Source organism: Candidatus Pantoea gossypiicola (assembly GCF_008632075.1).
In the GTDB taxonomy this organism is placed as follows: domain Bacteria; phylum Pseudomonadota; class Gammaproteobacteria; order Enterobacterales; family Enterobacteriaceae; genus Pantoea; species Pantoea gossypiicola.
Genome location: NZ_VWVM01000019.1, coordinates 1 through 13,875 on the forward strand (window position 1 = coordinate 1; position 13,875 = coordinate 13,875).

Consider the following 13,875-nt stretch of genomic DNA (forward strand, 5'->3'; position numbering starts at 1 on the left):
TCATGTTGAATTTCCTTATCAGTTGTGGGGACAACAGATGAGGAGTTTGACATGGGCAGGTCTTTACAGGCAGAGCCAGAACCGAGGCGATAACCACGTCCATAGGACGTGGTTTTAAGTTGGCAATAAAAAAGGGCGGCTACCGAGGTAGCCGCCCTTTTCTTTCACGCAACAGAATCAGAAGCGCAGTGATGCACCCACGTACGGGCCATCGACCAGCACGTTATCTTTGCGTCCATCTTTGTTGTTCAGTTCGATGTACTGATAACCCACACGCAGGTTAAGCAGTGAAACCGGCGTGAAGCTCAGGCCGCCAGCGGCTTCCTGATAGCTGTCGAGCTGATCGGTGAACGACTCTGGCGCATAATAATATTCACCATACAGGCCCCACATACTGTTCAGGCTATAGTGCGCTGCACCACCCACCGCCACCGCAAACCCATCTTTTCCATCTTCAGGATGGGTGAAGATCGCTTTTGCGGTCGGCGCCAGACGCAGCGGCCCGAAGTCAACGTTGTAGCCCAGACCGGCACCGTAGGTGCTGCCATCATGGTCGCTACGCAGCCAGTTACCTTTCAGAAACAGACCGGGTGTAGTGGTGCCCAGACCCAGATTCAGGTTGGTGTTGTGTTCGCTGACATCAACACTCCCTTCAATCGCCTGAGCGGCACCGCTCAGTAAAACCAGCCCGAGGGCGCTTCCGGTAACAAGATGCTTAAACATGATTCCACTCCGTGAAGGACAATTAATTCGGCCGCAAGGTTAACAGCCTGAAACGGGGAGACAACAAAATCCGGGAAACTTTACGTAAAAATACGTGTCGCGTTCAGAATTGCAGCTGTCCCTGCGCAACGCAGTGTAGACTATATTGTCCACATCAGGTGTCCAATCACCGGAGCCAGTATCACGGTCACCACTCCCGAGAGCATCATGACCAGGCTGGCGACGACGCCCTCCTGCTGTCCAAGCTGATAAGCGCGAGCCGTTCCGGCACCGTGCGACGCAGCCCCAAACCCGGCCCCTTTCGCCACCCCCTGCTTAATCGCGATGCGCAGAAACAGCACGTCACCCACCGCCATGCCAAACACGCCAGTAATGACCACAAACAGCGCCACCAGATCGGGCTGACCACCAATCGGCCCGGCGGCGGCCAGCGCAAACGGCGTAGTAATGGAGCGCACGGCAAGACTGCGCTGGATTGACTCCGGCAGCGTCAGCAGCCGTGCCAGCCAGACCGAACTGCAGACGGCGACCAGCGTGGCGGTGAGCACACCGGCGCTCAGCGACAGCCAGTGCCGCTTTATAATCGCTACGTTCTCGTAGACCGGTACCGCAAACGCCAGCGTCGCCGGGCCCAGCAGCCAGAGCAGCCAGTGGTTTTCTGCAATGTAATCCTGCCAGCTGATGTGGGTCAGCAGCAGCAGCGCCACCAGTACCAGCGGCGTCATCACCAGCGGCATTAACAGCAGCGTACGCCAGCGGCGATACAGCCGTTTATTCAGCGCATACACCAGCAGCGTAACCGCCACACACAGCAGGCTGAGCAAAAAATCACGCATGAGGATCCTGCTTACGCGCGGCGCGCGCGACTTCATACTGATAGAGCCGGTCCACCACCCAGGCGGTAGAGGCCAGCACCAGCAGCGTACTGACGCCAATCACTACGCAGATGCGCCAGCCATCGACCCGCAGCAGATCGCCATAATTCACCACCGCCACCACCGCCGGGATAAAGAACAGCAGCATCTCAGCCAGCAGCCAGCGTGACCCGGCTTTTACCCAGTTCAGCGGCACAATACGCGTCACGATTAATGCCAGCAGCAGCAACATCCCGACAATGTTGGCGGGCAGCGGCAGCTTCAGCCAGCTCACCAGCCGGTCACAGGCGACAAACAGGCCGATATAGAAGCCCAATTGCAGCGGCAGGCTGAGCCACTGCACGGCGCGGTTAGTGCGAAAAGCGAGTGCTGACGCCATCACCTTGTCTCCCCATTAAAATGATGTCATCAGTATAAATCGTCCGCATAAGGTGAAAAAAATGAATTAAAATTATCGTAATCATGCCTTAAAGGAATAGTTATGGATGTCCGCGCCCTGCGTTACTTTACTGAAGTAGTCCGCCAGCAGAGCTTTACCCGTGCAGCGCAAAAGCTGTTTGTGACACAGCCGACCATCAGCAAAATGCTGCGTCAGCTGGAGGAGGAGCTGGGCTGTACGCTGATCCTGCGGGATGGCCGCCGTCTGCACCTCACCGACAGCGGCCAGGCGGTTTATCAGCGCGGCCTGGCGATCCTGCAGGAGTTTCATCAACTTGAGGCGGAGATTGGTGACATCAACCAGCTCAAAACCGGTGAGCTGCGGCTCGGTATTCCGCCGATGGTCGGGATGCAGATAGCCGGATCGATTTCCGCCTTTCGCCGCCGCTATCCTGGCGTGAAGCTGAAAATCTCTGAATTCGGCGGCCTGACCGTACAGCAGGCGGTGCTGGCGGGCACGCTGGATATCGCTCTGACCGCGCTGCCGGTCGATGCCGGGCTGCCGCTGAACACCCTGCCTCTGATGCATCATCCGCTCTGCGTGCTGCTGCCGCGCCGCCCGGCGTGGCTCAGCCGCCAGCAGATACGACTGGCGGAGCTGGCAGCGCACCCGTTGCTGATTTTCAATGAGGAGTTCTCGCTGAATCGTCAGCTGATGCAGGCGTTTCAGCGGCTTAGCCTGACGCCAACGGTGGCGGTGCGCAGCGGTCAATGGGATTTTCTGGCGGCAATGGTGCAGGCGGAGATGGGGGTGGCGATTCTGCCGGAGCCGATCTGTCAGCGGCTGGATAAGCAGTCATTATTGTGGCTGCCGCTGGAATCGGAGCTGAAGTGGAGTCTGGGATTGATCTGGCGGGAAGGGAGTTATCTGTCGCGTAGTGCGCAGGCGTGGATCAACTGTTGTCGCGAGCACTGGCCGGATGAACCGCCGCGCCTGTCGGTGTGAAAAGCTGGCACGCCCGCATGAATCCACAGGCGTGCCAGTTAGCAAATTACTCTTCTTTTTCGATCAGCAGTGCTTCCAGCAGATCCAGGTCGTGCAGTAACTTCTGCATCGTCTCATTGGAGATCTGCTGGGTGGCGCGCAGATGATAGACCTCCGCACGTTCGGCACGCAGCCCGGTCAGGCGGAAGCGACGCTCAAGGTTCTCAGCAAACAATGCATGTTCAAGATCATTCTTGCCTTCGGCGCGGCGGCGTAAGTTGCCAATCACGCGCAGACTGACCTCTTTCAGCAGTTCCGGATCGATGTTCTCTTCTGACTCATTCTCCAGCCGCTCTTCCATCTTGTGCAGGCTCTCAATCGCTGCACCCGCCATCACCGCACGGGCATTCTGTAGCTCACGGCGATGGGCACCTTTGTCGATACTATCAATGCCGCGCAGCAAAATTGGCAGGATCACGACCCCTACCAGCAGCGAGAACAGAATCACGCCGGTGGCGATAAACACCAGCTCATAACGCGCAGGGAAAGGCTCGCCGTTGGTCAGGAACAGCGGGATAGAGAGCACACCGGCCAGGGTGATTGCACCGCGTACCCCGGCAAACGAGGCGATCAGCAGTTCACGCAGCGAGTAATTTGAGAACTCCAGCGGCTTCTTCTTCAGCAGGCGTTTGCTGAAGCGCTGCATAATCCACAGCCAGCCAAAACGCACGATCATCAGCGCGGCATAGACCAGCCCGATATCGGCGAACAGCATCCACAGTTCCACATTCGGATCGGCCTGCGCCTGGTCGATTGAGGTCTGCAGAATGTCCGGCAGCTGCAGGCCCAGCATCAGGAAGACCATGCCGTTGAACACGAACTCCAGCATCTGCCAGACGCTGTTGGCACGCAGGCGCATCGCCAGCGGAGCCTGACGAATAATGCCGGAACGGGTGATGGTCATACCGGCCGCGACAGCCGCCAGGATGCCTGAGACACCCAGATGTTCGGCAATCAGATAAGAGGCGAATGGCAGCAGCAGCAGCAGCACGGTCTGCGTCGCCGGATCGTCACCGCTCCAGCGGCTGAGCAGGCGCAGCGATTTACCGTACAGCCAGCAGATGGCCACACCAGCAATCAGGCCGCCAATGGCGACTTTCAGGAACTCAACGCTGGCACCGCCCCAGGTAAACACCATGGTGCCCATGGCGACGGCGACGGCAAACTTCAGTGATACCAGGCCCGATGCGTCATTCATCAGGGCTTCACCCTGCACGATCGACATAATCTTCTTGGGAATGCGACCTTCACCGACAATGCCGGAGAGCGCTACAGCATCGGTCGGCGACAGCACTGCCGCCAGCGCAAAGGCCGGGATCAACGGGATACCTGGCACCATCCAGTAGATCAGATAGCCGATGCCGATCACGGTAATCAGCACCAGCGCCAGCGCTAAGCCGATGATTTCGCGACCATGATGCAGGAACTCACTGATCGGCGTTTTCCAGCCATCTGCGAACAGCAGCGGCGGGATGAACAGCACCAGAAACAGCTCCGGATCAAAGTCGACATGCAGACCAAACGTTGGCCAGGCCAGCATCGCACCTACGGCGATCTGCACAAGCGGCAACGGGATCTGAAAAGGGAGAATGCGGGCCGCGACGCCAGAGAGCGACACGACCAGCGTCATGATGAGAATAGTAAAAAAGATTTCCATGCTTTCCTTAGGCGTCGTTTCTTTCAATCATTGGTTAAGCGCTAAAGTGTAAAACAAACTGCGGTGAAGATTGTCAGCTACACGTGCGCCGGGCGGGAAAAAAGTGGAAAATTCCGGACGCGCAGCCGCACGCCCGGTTGTACAGTCAGATCGCCCAGCCACCAGCGTAAAATGCCACCAGCGCAACGGCAATGATCACGGTGCCGACGTTGAGCTTACGCCATTCTCCGGCGAACAGACGCCCCACCACAAGGCTGGCGAAACCGATCATGATGCCGGTGACGATGTTGCAGGTGAGCACGATAATCACCGCCGTGAGCAGGCCTGACATCGCATCGACAAAATCACTGAAGTCCACTTTCGCCACGTTACTGAGCATCAGCAGACCCACATACATTAAGGCTGGCGCAGTCGCGTAAGCGGGCACCAGATAAGCCAGCGGCGACATAAACAGGATGGCGAGGAACAGCAGCCCGACCACAATCGCGGTAAGACCGGTTTTACCACCGGCCGCTGTCCCTGCCGCCGATTCGATATAGACCGCAGCCGGTGATGCGCCTACCAGACCCGCAAACAGGCTGCTGACGGAGTCGCTGGTCAGCGCACGACCGCCATTGATAATCTGGCCCTGTTTATCCAGCAGACTGGCCTGCCCCGCGACCGCGCGAATGGTGCCGGTGGCGTCAAAGACCGCCGTCATCACCAGTGCCAGCACGCTGGGCAGTACCACAGGCTGCATCGCCCCCATGATGTCGAGGCTGAACAGCAGCGACTGACCGCTGGCGTCACGCAGGCTCGGCAGAGCAAACAGTCCCTGATATGTCACCGACGGGTCAAAGATCAGGCCAATCAGCGAAATAGCAATAATCGTCAGCAGGATGCCGCCCGGCACCCGGCGCTTCTCCAGTCCGATAATCGCGGCCAGTCCCAGCAGCGTCATCATCACCGGGAAAGTGGTGAAATGACCGAGTGCCACCGGCAGGCCCGGAGCCGGGTTTTTCACCACCAGACCCACGCCGTCAGCGGCGATGAGCAGCAGAAACAGGCCAATCCCGACACCGGTGCCGTGCGCCACGCCCATCGGCAGGTTACGCAAAATCCAGGCACGAATGCCGGTCACGGAGATCAGGGTAAACAGCAGGCCCATCAGGAACACCGCGCCCAGCGCCACCGGCACGCTGATGTGCTGACCCAGCACCAGGCTGAAAGCGGTAAAGGCGGTCAGGGAGATGGCGCAGCCAATGGCCATTGGCAGATTGGCCCACAGCCCCATAAGGATGGAACCAAAGCTGGCGACCAGACAGGTGGCGACAAACACGGCGGAGGGCGAGAAACCGGCTTTGCCCAGCATCCCCGGTACCACGATGACGGAGTAAACCATCGCCAGGAAGGTGGTGAGTCCGGCCAGAATTTCCTGACGCACGCTGCTGCCGCGCGCCGAGATCGAGAACCAGGCGTCCAGTTTACCACTGGCCGGGCGTGATTCAGTTGACATAGTTGAGCCTCAAAAATTTTTGTTGTGTGGATCGCTCTGCGACCATCGCTGTCCCTGGAATAAGCGGGTAAACGGCCTGACCGTTGGGATTCACCACCAGGCAAACGTTTACCTTGCCGCAGATAATTAGCCGTCAAAAGCGGCCAGATAAAAAGGCATGCGATTATCCGGCGTTTAGCGCCACGTTTTCAACTCTAAGAGGGAGATTCTTTGGCATAAGATTGGACGCAAGAGGCTGGCAGAGACCAGCCTGAAACGCTGAGACCATAACGTTAATGTCATATAAAGGAAGGATTCGCACCGGCGCAGTCGTGATGAGACAGGATACGCCGGCGGAGAGACGATTAACCTGGCAGCGAAAGCTCGCCGCCCTGCGCAATCGCGCGATGCCAGGCCGCACGCTGCTGCACTGTCTGCAACCATTTCTCAGTGGCAGGCATCCGATCCAGTCCGGCACGGCGCGCCAGTGCCAGCAGCGGAAAGCTCATCTGGATATCCGCAATGGTGAAACGCTCACCGGCAAACCACGGATTGGCTGCCAGATGCTGTTCGATCATCTGCCTGTGCGGCTTGAGCTGTTTATCCAGAAACGCCTTCTGTACCCCTTTGCCAAATGCCGCGCCGACCGGACGCAGCAGCCAGGGCACCGGCGATTTACCCATCTGACCGAAGATCAGTTTCATCACCAGCAGCGGCATCAGCGAGCCTTCGGCGTAGTGCAGCCAGTAGCGGCACTGTAACCGTGACGCCTCATCACTCACTTTCAGCCGGAATTCATGATCATATTTCTCTTCAAGGTATTCGAGAATGGCACCCGATTCTGCTACCACCTGGTTCCCGTCAGTAATGACCGGCGATTTTCCCAGTGGGTGCACTTTTTTCAGCGCTTCCGGGGCCAGCATGGTCGGTTCACGTTGATAGCGTTTAATCTGGTACGGCACTTCCAGCTCTTCCAGCAGCCACAGCACCCGATGCGAGCGCGATTTCTCAAGATGGTGAACGGTGATCATCATGATTCCCTGTGTTTTGACCTTCACCAAGTATAGACGTCACTCCACAGACGGATGTTTATCATCCTGTTCCGGGTCAAGCAGCACTGCACCTGACCCCTGCTGACCCAGCCGGTCACCGGGATTACGCAGCGGGCAGTCACGCATCGACAGGCAGCCGCAGCCGATACAGCCATCCAGGTCATTGCGCAGGCGGGTCAGGGTTTCAATGCGCTTATCCAGTTCTTCACGCCAGTGCTGAGTCAGCGCATCCCATTCCGTCGTCGACATGCGCTTATCTGGCGGAATGTGGTCGAGACTGTCACTGACCGTTGCCAGCGGGATGCCAATGCGCTGAGCAATCTTGATGATCGCCACGCGTCGCAGCACGTCACGACTGTATCGGCGCTGATTGCCGCTGTTACGGGTACTGAAAATGAGGCCTTTGGTTTCATAAAAGTGCAGCGCCGAGACCGCCACACCGCTGCGTCGCGCCACTTCACCGGGTGTTAAGACCGGTTTTGGATAGTTACGTTCTTTTTTCATCAGACCCTTTACCTCAAGTTAACTTGAGGAATTATACTCCTTCTCCATTGAAACCCCTAAAATCCCATTACCCCTTATTAAGCACCAGAAGGATGAGGCCATGATGCAAGAAGAGATCATTCATTCCCTGACGGACTGGATTGACCAGAACCTCGATAAGAGCCTGTCGATTGATGAGGTTGCGGCAAAATCAGGCTATTCGAAATGGCACCTGCAGCGTATGTTCCGTTCCGTGACGAAACAGACGCTGGGTGGCTATATTCGTGAGCGCCGCCTGACGCTGGCAGCAGAAGCCCTGTCGCAGACACAGCGCCCGGTGTTTGATATCGCGATGCAGTATGGCTATGACTCGCAGCAGACCTTCTCACGGGTGTTTCGTCGTCAGTTTTCACAGACTCCGACCGCATACCGCCACACCATGCGACGCCAGGCGATTCAGCGCCCTCGCCTGCTGAGTTTTGGTTGTAACGATCCGATCAACAGCTTTACCCAGCGCACCACCGGCGAGTGCTGCCCGGTCCGTTAATGCTTAGCTGCGCCCGCTCCGGGCGCATCTGACTGATTTCCCCGCTGTTCTTCTTCTTCTGCTCACTTTTCCTGCACGTTACTACCATACAAGAGTCAAATTTTGTTCAAAATTTAAAATCGGGTGATATAATGTGACACAAGTCACACTTTGAACCTGGGTTGACGGCGAAAAAGTCCTACCTGACACACTTTTTTGTCGCCGGTGATGTCCGCAGATTGTCAGGAATACTTACTGATATTGAGGTCCGGCCGATGGCTACGTTAACCGCCAGTTTTCTTGTTATGCGTTGGGAACTGCTGAGCGCAATCTTGATGTTTTTTGCCAGCACCCTGAAAACCAAACTTCGTCAGGATAGCCGTCACGTGATGGCCTTTATGTGTGGCGGGATTGGTTTAGGCATGACCTGCTGGTTTGTTACCGGTCTGATGGGCATTACCCTGAGCATGGAAAACGTGCATAACTTCGTGGAAATCTCAAAGCACGCCTTTATCGATGTGATGAGCCAGGCGCCTGCCGACTGGCCGATGCCCTGATTTTTACGCATAAAAAACCCCGCTAAGCGGGGTTTTTTATATTGCTGTGTGAACTTAAATTTTCTTCAATATGGCAGGAATATTAACATCCTGCACTGTAACGCCCGGGCTCTGCGTTCCGCGGCGGTCCTGAATCCACATATCTCCCATCATCTGGTTTAAACCACGATCCAATCCGGTCACCAGCCCTGCACCTGGGGTGAAGGTCAGTTCGCCAAAGTAGATATGCTCGTCATGGATATACCAGTCCACACGCACGTAGTCGAAATCGCTGGCCAGCTTCTTACTCAGTTCAAGCGCATGTTCCAGTGATGGCATAATCGGTGACACATCCAGACCGGTATCGCGAATCTTGTGATAGGCCTCATTGAGGTTATTCACATAGAAATTCATCGACAGCAGCGGCTGGCAGCGGTTGTAGATCACCTGCAACACATATTCAAACCTGCCATCACGCTTGTTGAACATATGAAACTTGTAATCGATCGGCGCGCTTTTGCCATCACCAATGTACTTCTCAACCAGGATGCGTGGCTTGATGTAGCGATAGTGAATCTCACGCGCTTCGTTGGCGAAGTCGGTCTTCAGCCAGCGATAACAGTCATGAATGATCTGCTGCTTACGCAGCGCATCCGGCTCTTCCAGCAGAATTTCTACCATGTTGGAAGCGTGGTTCGGCTTGATCACCGTTCCCTTCCAGCAAGGCAGGCTGTTCAGCGTGGTCGGGTCAGTGGTTTCATGTACCAGCGGGATCAGGTATTCATTACCGATTTTTTCAGCAATGAATTCGCGCACCGAGTACTTATCTGACAGACGACCATAGTTCTGGTAATCGCCGAAGATAAACTTACGGTACAACACCTTCTCGTTGAACACTTTTGGCTGACGCAGATTAGGCAGCTTTCTGAACTTATGGAAGTAGTAGATGCGGTCCTGATAAGCCCAGGGCATCTTCTTGATAAAGTACTGCACACTTCTTCTGAGTTCTTCTTTCAACTTGAGCATATCTGACCTCATTTGTATGTTTTGTAGTTGAGTGAGGAAACCTGAATCTTTTGAATGACGCCGTTTTTAAAGAAGTAATTCATTACGGTCAGGGACAAAAGTTCTGAAAGGAAAACGCTCCACGCGGCCCCCATGATGCCGTGACCCTGGATCAACCACCAGGAGAGCGGCAGACTGATAACCATCAGGCAGATGATTTTCCTCAGCAAGTAGTTAAATCCTCCCTCTTTGACCATGTAGCGATACGCTACGGTCCCCATTGCCGAAAAGCTGGTCGCTATCGACAGCAACGTAATGAGACTTCCTGACTGTGTGTATTCCGGTCCATACAACGCGATGATGATCTGCTCGCCGTAAAGCGAAATGACGAGCAGCATCAGCAATGAAACCGCCATAACGTAGCCATTGAGCCGGGCAGCCAGCTTAATGGCGACCTCGCCGCGCTCCCTGAAGATTTCAGTGAAGCAGGAGGTAATCAGCGCAACCGGGATAAAAATCCAGGAGGCGGAAATAGTATTCGCCGCCGCAAAGAGACCAAGATCGCGCGCAGGCGCCGTGCCTGCCAGAAACATCTGCGCCGCTTTGACCTGCACCGAGATAAAGATGCTGGAGATCGCCAGCGGCAGACCGGCATACATCAGATACCGCAGATAGGCGGTGCGCTTTTCGCGCGGTGGCATCTGATCCTGATGGTCCTGATAGAAGTTGTGCCGCTTGATCAGGTAAGGCACCAGCGTCACGGCAACAATCGACAGCGTCAGCCAGAGCGGATTAAGACGCAGCCAGGCAACGGTAAAGCTGATGCCGAAACTCAGCAGCATGCCCACCGCGTTAGCGATGGTGTTAAGACGCGAGGCAAGACGTGCGTTGTTATAAACGCTGAAGGTGTCCTGGGTGACAAAAACCGAGGCAACAAATGAGGCCAGTGCAAACGCCAGGAAGTTTTCCTGCATGTTGTACCAGACCCAAATTAAGACTGGCACCGAAGTGACCAGCAACAGCACCATGCGCAGCGTACGGGCGATGGTCATCAGACGCAGGCCTTTCGACGCATTTTTGCTGACGCGCTTAAACAGAATGGTTTCGGTGCCAAAGATTGCGACGGTTTGCACCATTGCAAATAGTGAAGTAGAAAACGCCATCTGGCCAAACACCGTTGGACCAAAGGATTTCGCCACGTAAGACGTCACAAAAATGACGCCAAAAACGGAGATGATCTTCTCAGACATCATCCAGGCGGCATTAGACATTACGCTCAATTTCATCGACTCTTCCTTAGTATTACTCAACTACAACCGCTTCGGTACAACATCCCTGTAACGAATTAATAAGCGCTCAGTGGGCCTGGCGAAAATGTATGACTTCAGACCAAACTGGTCCGAAAATTGAGATGTAAATCATGATCCGGAGAGTGAATTCAGGATAATTCTTATTATAAATGGCGCGAATCACTTCAAATGGAAACGATTTCAGGCTGAAAATAAAACAACCTTAAAGCGCTATACCGGCATATTAATCAAGTCGGCGAAGCTAAATATCCAGTGTACGTAGAATTTTTTCGTATTTTGGATGCGATGAATTTATAACAAAAACCCGCCTCCAGGAAGGCACGCTCCGCGGATAAGAATAAAATAAGATTTATCCCATGATGATATTTCTTCTAAATATCTTAATTTAGGCTTCGCAATTCAATTCGCGCACTTTAATACTGCCTTAATAAAATCTTACAGTGCCAGAAATTATTAAAGTCATTCTCATCCATTAATCGATAAGAAAGGTAAGAGCATTTATGAGAAAGTCACGATACAGCGAAGATCAAATCACAAATGCCATTAAAGCTTCTGAATCGGGCGTGAAAGTCAGAGAGATTTGTGAAGAGTTAGGTATCTCTGAAGCCACGTTCTATAGCTGGAAAAAGAAGTTTTCTGGGTTGTCTTCGGAAGAAGGCAGAAAAATCAAGGAATTGGAAGAAAAACTGCAGAATGTCACACGCGAACTGCAGACCCTCAACTCGGATAAAGAGATGCTGCAGAGCGTTCTGAAGCACTTCTTTACGACTAATGAAAAACGACAGGCTGTAGATTTCCTGCAGACTACCTTCGACATTGGCACCCGTCGCAGCTGCCGCTTATTAGATATCAGCCGCAGCGTATACCACTATCCGTCAAGCACGGAGAATCGCTAAACCTAATGCTACCGCGCTTTTTAGACTTAACGCTGAGATTTGTTCTTACCAGAAGAGATGAAGATCATTTAACAGGACAATTGCGGCCCCCTTTTCCGCTCCATTTATAACTAATGAATGGCTTCACAGCTAAGCTTCTTTTTTTGCGGTAAAATTGATTCACAACAGCAAAAGTCTCGCATTCCACGCCTTATCTTCCCCTCCCAATCCCGTTTATGCGGGATTGGGCCTTCCCATTTTTAGTTTAACCCTGCTAATCGTCGGAACTAAATCGTCTCAACATCATTAAGCCGCTTTAAACATCGCACAAAAAAGAATCACCGTACATTTGAGTTAATGGTGGATCTGCCTGGAATTTTGCGGTTACGCTTTAATTCCCGATGATGGGTTCATTGCATTAACTTTCTCCAGGATTAATCCGGGTTAAATAGTTTATTGCTCCTTATCACTAACGTTATGACTCTATCTTTTGGCTCTCTTCATTGCGCATCATTGATGCCAGACATTAATCTTTAATTATTAACGCAGCGGCGGAATTCTCTTACTCATTTATCACTGAGTGAAGTTAATGGTGGTTTTTAGTCCCCTTTTCACAGGACCATAACGCAATAAACCGCAGCGGATAAAAGCGTAACGTCCATAATGCTGCGCTATTTTTCCTGATTAATGACCGATATCTGACCAGTGAAAGGTTGCCAGAGATGGAACAGGCTACTTTCAGTCGCCAGAAAGGGCCGTTTTTTTACTGACAAAGGGAGGATGAATGAGGTTATGGGGGAATACCGGACAACAGTGCGGAACCATGAAATCGATTTCGCGGTATAAATCTGCCGAAGAGCGAGCAAATCAGGATAGGGTTTAATCTTAAAAAGCCGCGCAGTGTGTTGTCCGCGCGGTAAAGGTATTCGGTGAGTTTTACGGTTTACTCTTTAATCGTAACTACCTGCGGTTGTGGTTTGATGCGCATTGCCCAGATCACACCCGCCATCAGACAAACAATTCCTATCAGAGTGAGCTGCGGCGGCCAGCGTTGATACCAGAGAAAAGTCCATAACAGGCCAAAGAGTATCTCGAAAACGATCAGCGGCCCCATCATTACGGTGGGCAGACGCTGGCTGGCAGCATTCCAGCATAAGGTGCCAAGCCAGGAGCAGAGCAGGCCAATCGTCAGCATCAAAGCGATGAATACCGTGGGGCGCGGCCCGAACGGCAGGGAAAAACCGGGCTGCTGCCAGGCGAGCTGTACGCTGACCAGCGCGTACAGGATCAGTGCCAACGGTAGCGTCACCAGCCCCTGCGCGGTAGCCCAGGTTGAGGGGCGCAGTTCAGGATGCGTGCGCAGCCAGCGGGCATTACGCAGCGGATACCAGGTCCAGCAGGCTACCGCCAACAGTGCCAGCACGATGCCAGTCAGATAACGACTGAGATCCAGCGTGGCACCCTGACTCTGCAGTTCCGCCGCATTCACGCAGAGTAAGCCAGCCGCCATCATGACCAGTGCCGGAAACAGCCGCCGCCACGGCAGCCGACCTTCAAGATGGCCATAACAGAGATTAGCCGTGACAGCTATCACCACCGGCAGCGTGCCGATAATCATGGTGGAGACCGGCCCGCCGGTACGCTGAATGGCGTTCGCCAGAAACGCATAGTAGAAGAGGTTTCCCACCAGCGAGAGCTTCATGGCCTCAAGCCAGTCAGCGCGTGACAGCTGACGCAGACGACGACGGCTGTGCCATGCCAGCGGCAGCGCAATCAGACCAAACGCCACATAGCGTCCCGCTGATTGCAGTGCGCCGGGATAGTCTGGCACCAGCAGCGGCCCGACAAAGATCAGCCCCCACATCAGCCCGGCGGTGACGGCAAACATAATTCCCGCAAACATGATTTCTTCCTTATACAGACTTTTGGCAGAGTG

General features: G+C 54.1%; 14 protein-coding genes. 4 read left to right on the top strand and 10 right to left on the bottom strand.

Going from position 1 to position 13,875, the window contains the following annotated elements; genetic code table 11:
• Window positions 1-177: 177 nt before the first annotated feature.
• The 3 genes from F3I20_RS19650 to F3I20_RS19660 all read right to left on the bottom strand — a co-directional run bounded on the left by F3I20_RS19650 (window position 178) and on the right by F3I20_RS19660 (window position 1,977).
• Entirely contained in the window at window positions 178-723 is a 546-nt protein-coding gene (locus tag F3I20_RS19650) for a YfaZ family outer membrane protein (RefSeq protein ID WP_150011995.1), read from the bottom strand.
• Between the two features lie 140 nt (window positions 724-863).
• Window positions 864-1,559 carry an LrgB family protein gene (locus F3I20_RS19655; protein ID WP_150038354.1) on the bottom strand — a complete coding sequence of 232 codons (696 nt, stop codon included), beginning with the start codon at window positions 1,557-1,559 and terminating at the stop codon, window positions 864-866.
• Window positions 1,552-1,977, bottom strand: coding sequence for a CidA/LrgA family protein (locus F3I20_RS19660; protein ID WP_150011999.1), 426 nt, complete (start codon window positions 1,975-1,977; stop codon window positions 1,552-1,554). Before F3I20_RS19660 ends, F3I20_RS19655 begins: the two co-directional genes overlap by 8 nt.
• 102 nt (window positions 1,978-2,079) lie before the next feature.
• Between F3I20_RS19660 and F3I20_RS19665 the strand changes: the two genes are divergently transcribed.
• The gene (locus tag F3I20_RS19665; protein WP_150038352.1) at window positions 2,080-2,982 is read left to right on the top strand and encodes a LysR family transcriptional regulator; all 903 of its coding nucleotides are present in this window, start codon (window positions 2,080-2,082) and stop codon (window positions 2,980-2,982) included.
• A 46-nt stretch (window positions 2,983-3,028) separates the two neighbouring features.
• Here the strand turns inward: F3I20_RS19665 and F3I20_RS19670 are convergent, their stop codons facing one another.
• The 4 genes from F3I20_RS19670 to soxR all read right to left on the bottom strand — a co-directional run bounded on the left by F3I20_RS19670 (window position 3,029) and on the right by soxR (window position 7,708).
• Window positions 3,029-4,678: a Na+/H+ antiporter gene (locus F3I20_RS19670; RefSeq protein WP_150019434.1), complete on the bottom strand. Its 1,650-nt coding sequence runs from the start codon at window positions 4,676-4,678 to the stop codon at window positions 3,029-3,031.
• Window positions 4,679-4,823: 145 nt separating this feature from the next.
• A complete protein-coding gene (locus tag F3I20_RS19675) occupies window positions 4,824-6,173 on the bottom strand; it encodes an NCS2 family permease (protein WP_150012005.1) in 1,350 nt (449 codons plus the stop codon).
• Window positions 6,174-6,517: 344 nt separating this feature from the next.
• Window positions 6,518-7,183 carry a glutathione S-transferase family protein gene (locus F3I20_RS19680; protein ID WP_150038358.1) on the bottom strand — a complete coding sequence of 222 codons (666 nt, stop codon included), beginning with the start codon at window positions 7,181-7,183 and terminating at the stop codon, window positions 6,518-6,520.
• Between the two features lie 39 nt (window positions 7,184-7,222).
• A complete protein-coding gene (soxR, locus tag F3I20_RS19685; protein ID WP_150012007.1) occupies window positions 7,223-7,708 on the bottom strand; it encodes a redox-sensitive transcriptional activator SoxR in 486 nt (161 codons plus the stop codon).
• Window positions 7,709-7,808: 100 nt separating this feature from the next.
• Between soxR and soxS the strand changes: the two genes are divergently transcribed.
• Both soxS and F3I20_RS19695 read left to right on the top strand, forming a co-directional pair.
• Window positions 7,809-8,234: a superoxide response transcriptional regulator SoxS gene (gene soxS, locus F3I20_RS19690; RefSeq protein WP_150012009.1), complete on the top strand. Its 426-nt coding sequence runs from the start codon at window positions 7,809-7,811 to the stop codon at window positions 8,232-8,234.
• A 254-nt stretch (window positions 8,235-8,488) separates the two neighbouring features.
• Window positions 8,489-8,770, top strand: a complete 282-nt coding sequence (locus F3I20_RS19695; protein ID WP_150012011.1) for a YjcB family protein — start codon at window positions 8,489-8,491, stop codon at window positions 8,768-8,770.
• Between the two features lie 54 nt (window positions 8,771-8,824).
• Here F3I20_RS19695 and F3I20_RS19700 read toward each other — a convergent pair whose 3' ends face one another.
• Both F3I20_RS19700 and F3I20_RS19705 read right to left on the bottom strand, forming a co-directional pair.
• A complete protein-coding gene (locus F3I20_RS19700) occupies window positions 8,825-9,775 on the bottom strand; it encodes an ATP-grasp fold amidoligase family protein (RefSeq protein WP_150019435.1) in 951 nt (316 codons plus the stop codon).
• Window positions 9,776-9,783: 8 nt separating this feature from the next.
• Window positions 9,784-11,040 (bottom strand): oligosaccharide flippase family protein, encoded by a 1,257-nt coding sequence (locus tag F3I20_RS19705; protein ID WP_013359794.1) that lies wholly within the window; start codon window positions 11,038-11,040, stop codon window positions 9,784-9,786.
• A gap of 524 nt (window positions 11,041-11,564) precedes the next feature.
• On the opposite strand from F3I20_RS19705, the gene F3I20_RS19710 reads away from it, so the two are divergent.
• Window positions 11,565-11,960, top strand: coding sequence for a transposase (locus F3I20_RS19710; protein WP_150012015.1), 396 nt, complete (start codon window positions 11,565-11,567; stop codon window positions 11,958-11,960).
• A 922-nt stretch (window positions 11,961-12,882) separates the two neighbouring features.
• Here F3I20_RS19710 and F3I20_RS19715 read toward each other — a convergent pair.
• Entirely contained in the window at window positions 12,883-13,842 is a 960-nt protein-coding gene (locus F3I20_RS19715) for a DMT family transporter (RefSeq protein WP_150012017.1), read from the bottom strand.
• Window positions 13,843-13,875: the final 33 nt, after the last annotated feature.

Coding starts and splice junctions, on each gene's coding strand:
- F3I20_RS19650 (WP_150011995.1), bottom strand. CDS start 723: ATGTTTAAGCATCTTGTTACCGGAAGCGCCCTCGGGCTGGTTTTACTG.
- F3I20_RS19655 (WP_150038354.1), bottom strand. CDS start 1,559: ATGCGTGATTTTTTGCTCAGCCTGCTGTGTGTGGCGGTTACGCTGCTG.
- F3I20_RS19660 (WP_150011999.1), bottom strand. CDS start 1,977: ATGGCGTCAGCACTCGCTTTTCGCACTAACCGCGCCGTGCAGTGGCTC.
- F3I20_RS19665 (WP_150038352.1), top strand. CDS start 2,080: ATGGATGTCCGCGCCCTGCGTTACTTTACTGAAGTAGTCCGCCAGCAG.
- F3I20_RS19670 (WP_150019434.1), bottom strand. CDS start 4,678: ATGGAAATCTTTTTTACTATTCTCATCATGACGCTGGTCGTGTCGCTC.
- F3I20_RS19675 (WP_150012005.1), bottom strand. CDS start 6,173: ATGTCAACTGAATCACGCCCGGCCAGTGGTAAACTGGACGCCTGGTTC.
- F3I20_RS19680 (WP_150038358.1), bottom strand. CDS start 7,183: ATGATCACCGTTCACCATCTTGAGAAATCGCGCTCGCATCGGGTGCTG.
- soxR (WP_150012007.1), bottom strand. CDS start 7,708: ATGAAAAAAGAACGTAACTATCCAAAACCGGTCTTAACACCCGGTGAA.
- soxS (WP_150012009.1), top strand. CDS start 7,809: ATGATGCAAGAAGAGATCATTCATTCCCTGACGGACTGGATTGACCAG.
- F3I20_RS19695 (WP_150012011.1), top strand. CDS start 8,489: ATGGCTACGTTAACCGCCAGTTTTCTTGTTATGCGTTGGGAACTGCTG.
- F3I20_RS19700 (WP_150019435.1), bottom strand. CDS start 9,775: ATGCTCAAGTTGAAAGAAGAACTCAGAAGAAGTGTGCAGTACTTTATC.
- F3I20_RS19705 (WP_013359794.1), bottom strand. CDS start 11,040: ATGAAATTGAGCGTAATGTCTAATGCCGCCTGGATGATGTCTGAGAAG.
- F3I20_RS19710 (WP_150012015.1), top strand. CDS start 11,565: ATGAGAAAGTCACGATACAGCGAAGATCAAATCACAAATGCCATTAAA.
- F3I20_RS19715 (WP_150012017.1), bottom strand. CDS start 13,842: ATGTTTGCGGGAATTATGTTTGCCGTCACCGCCGGGCTGATGTGGGGG.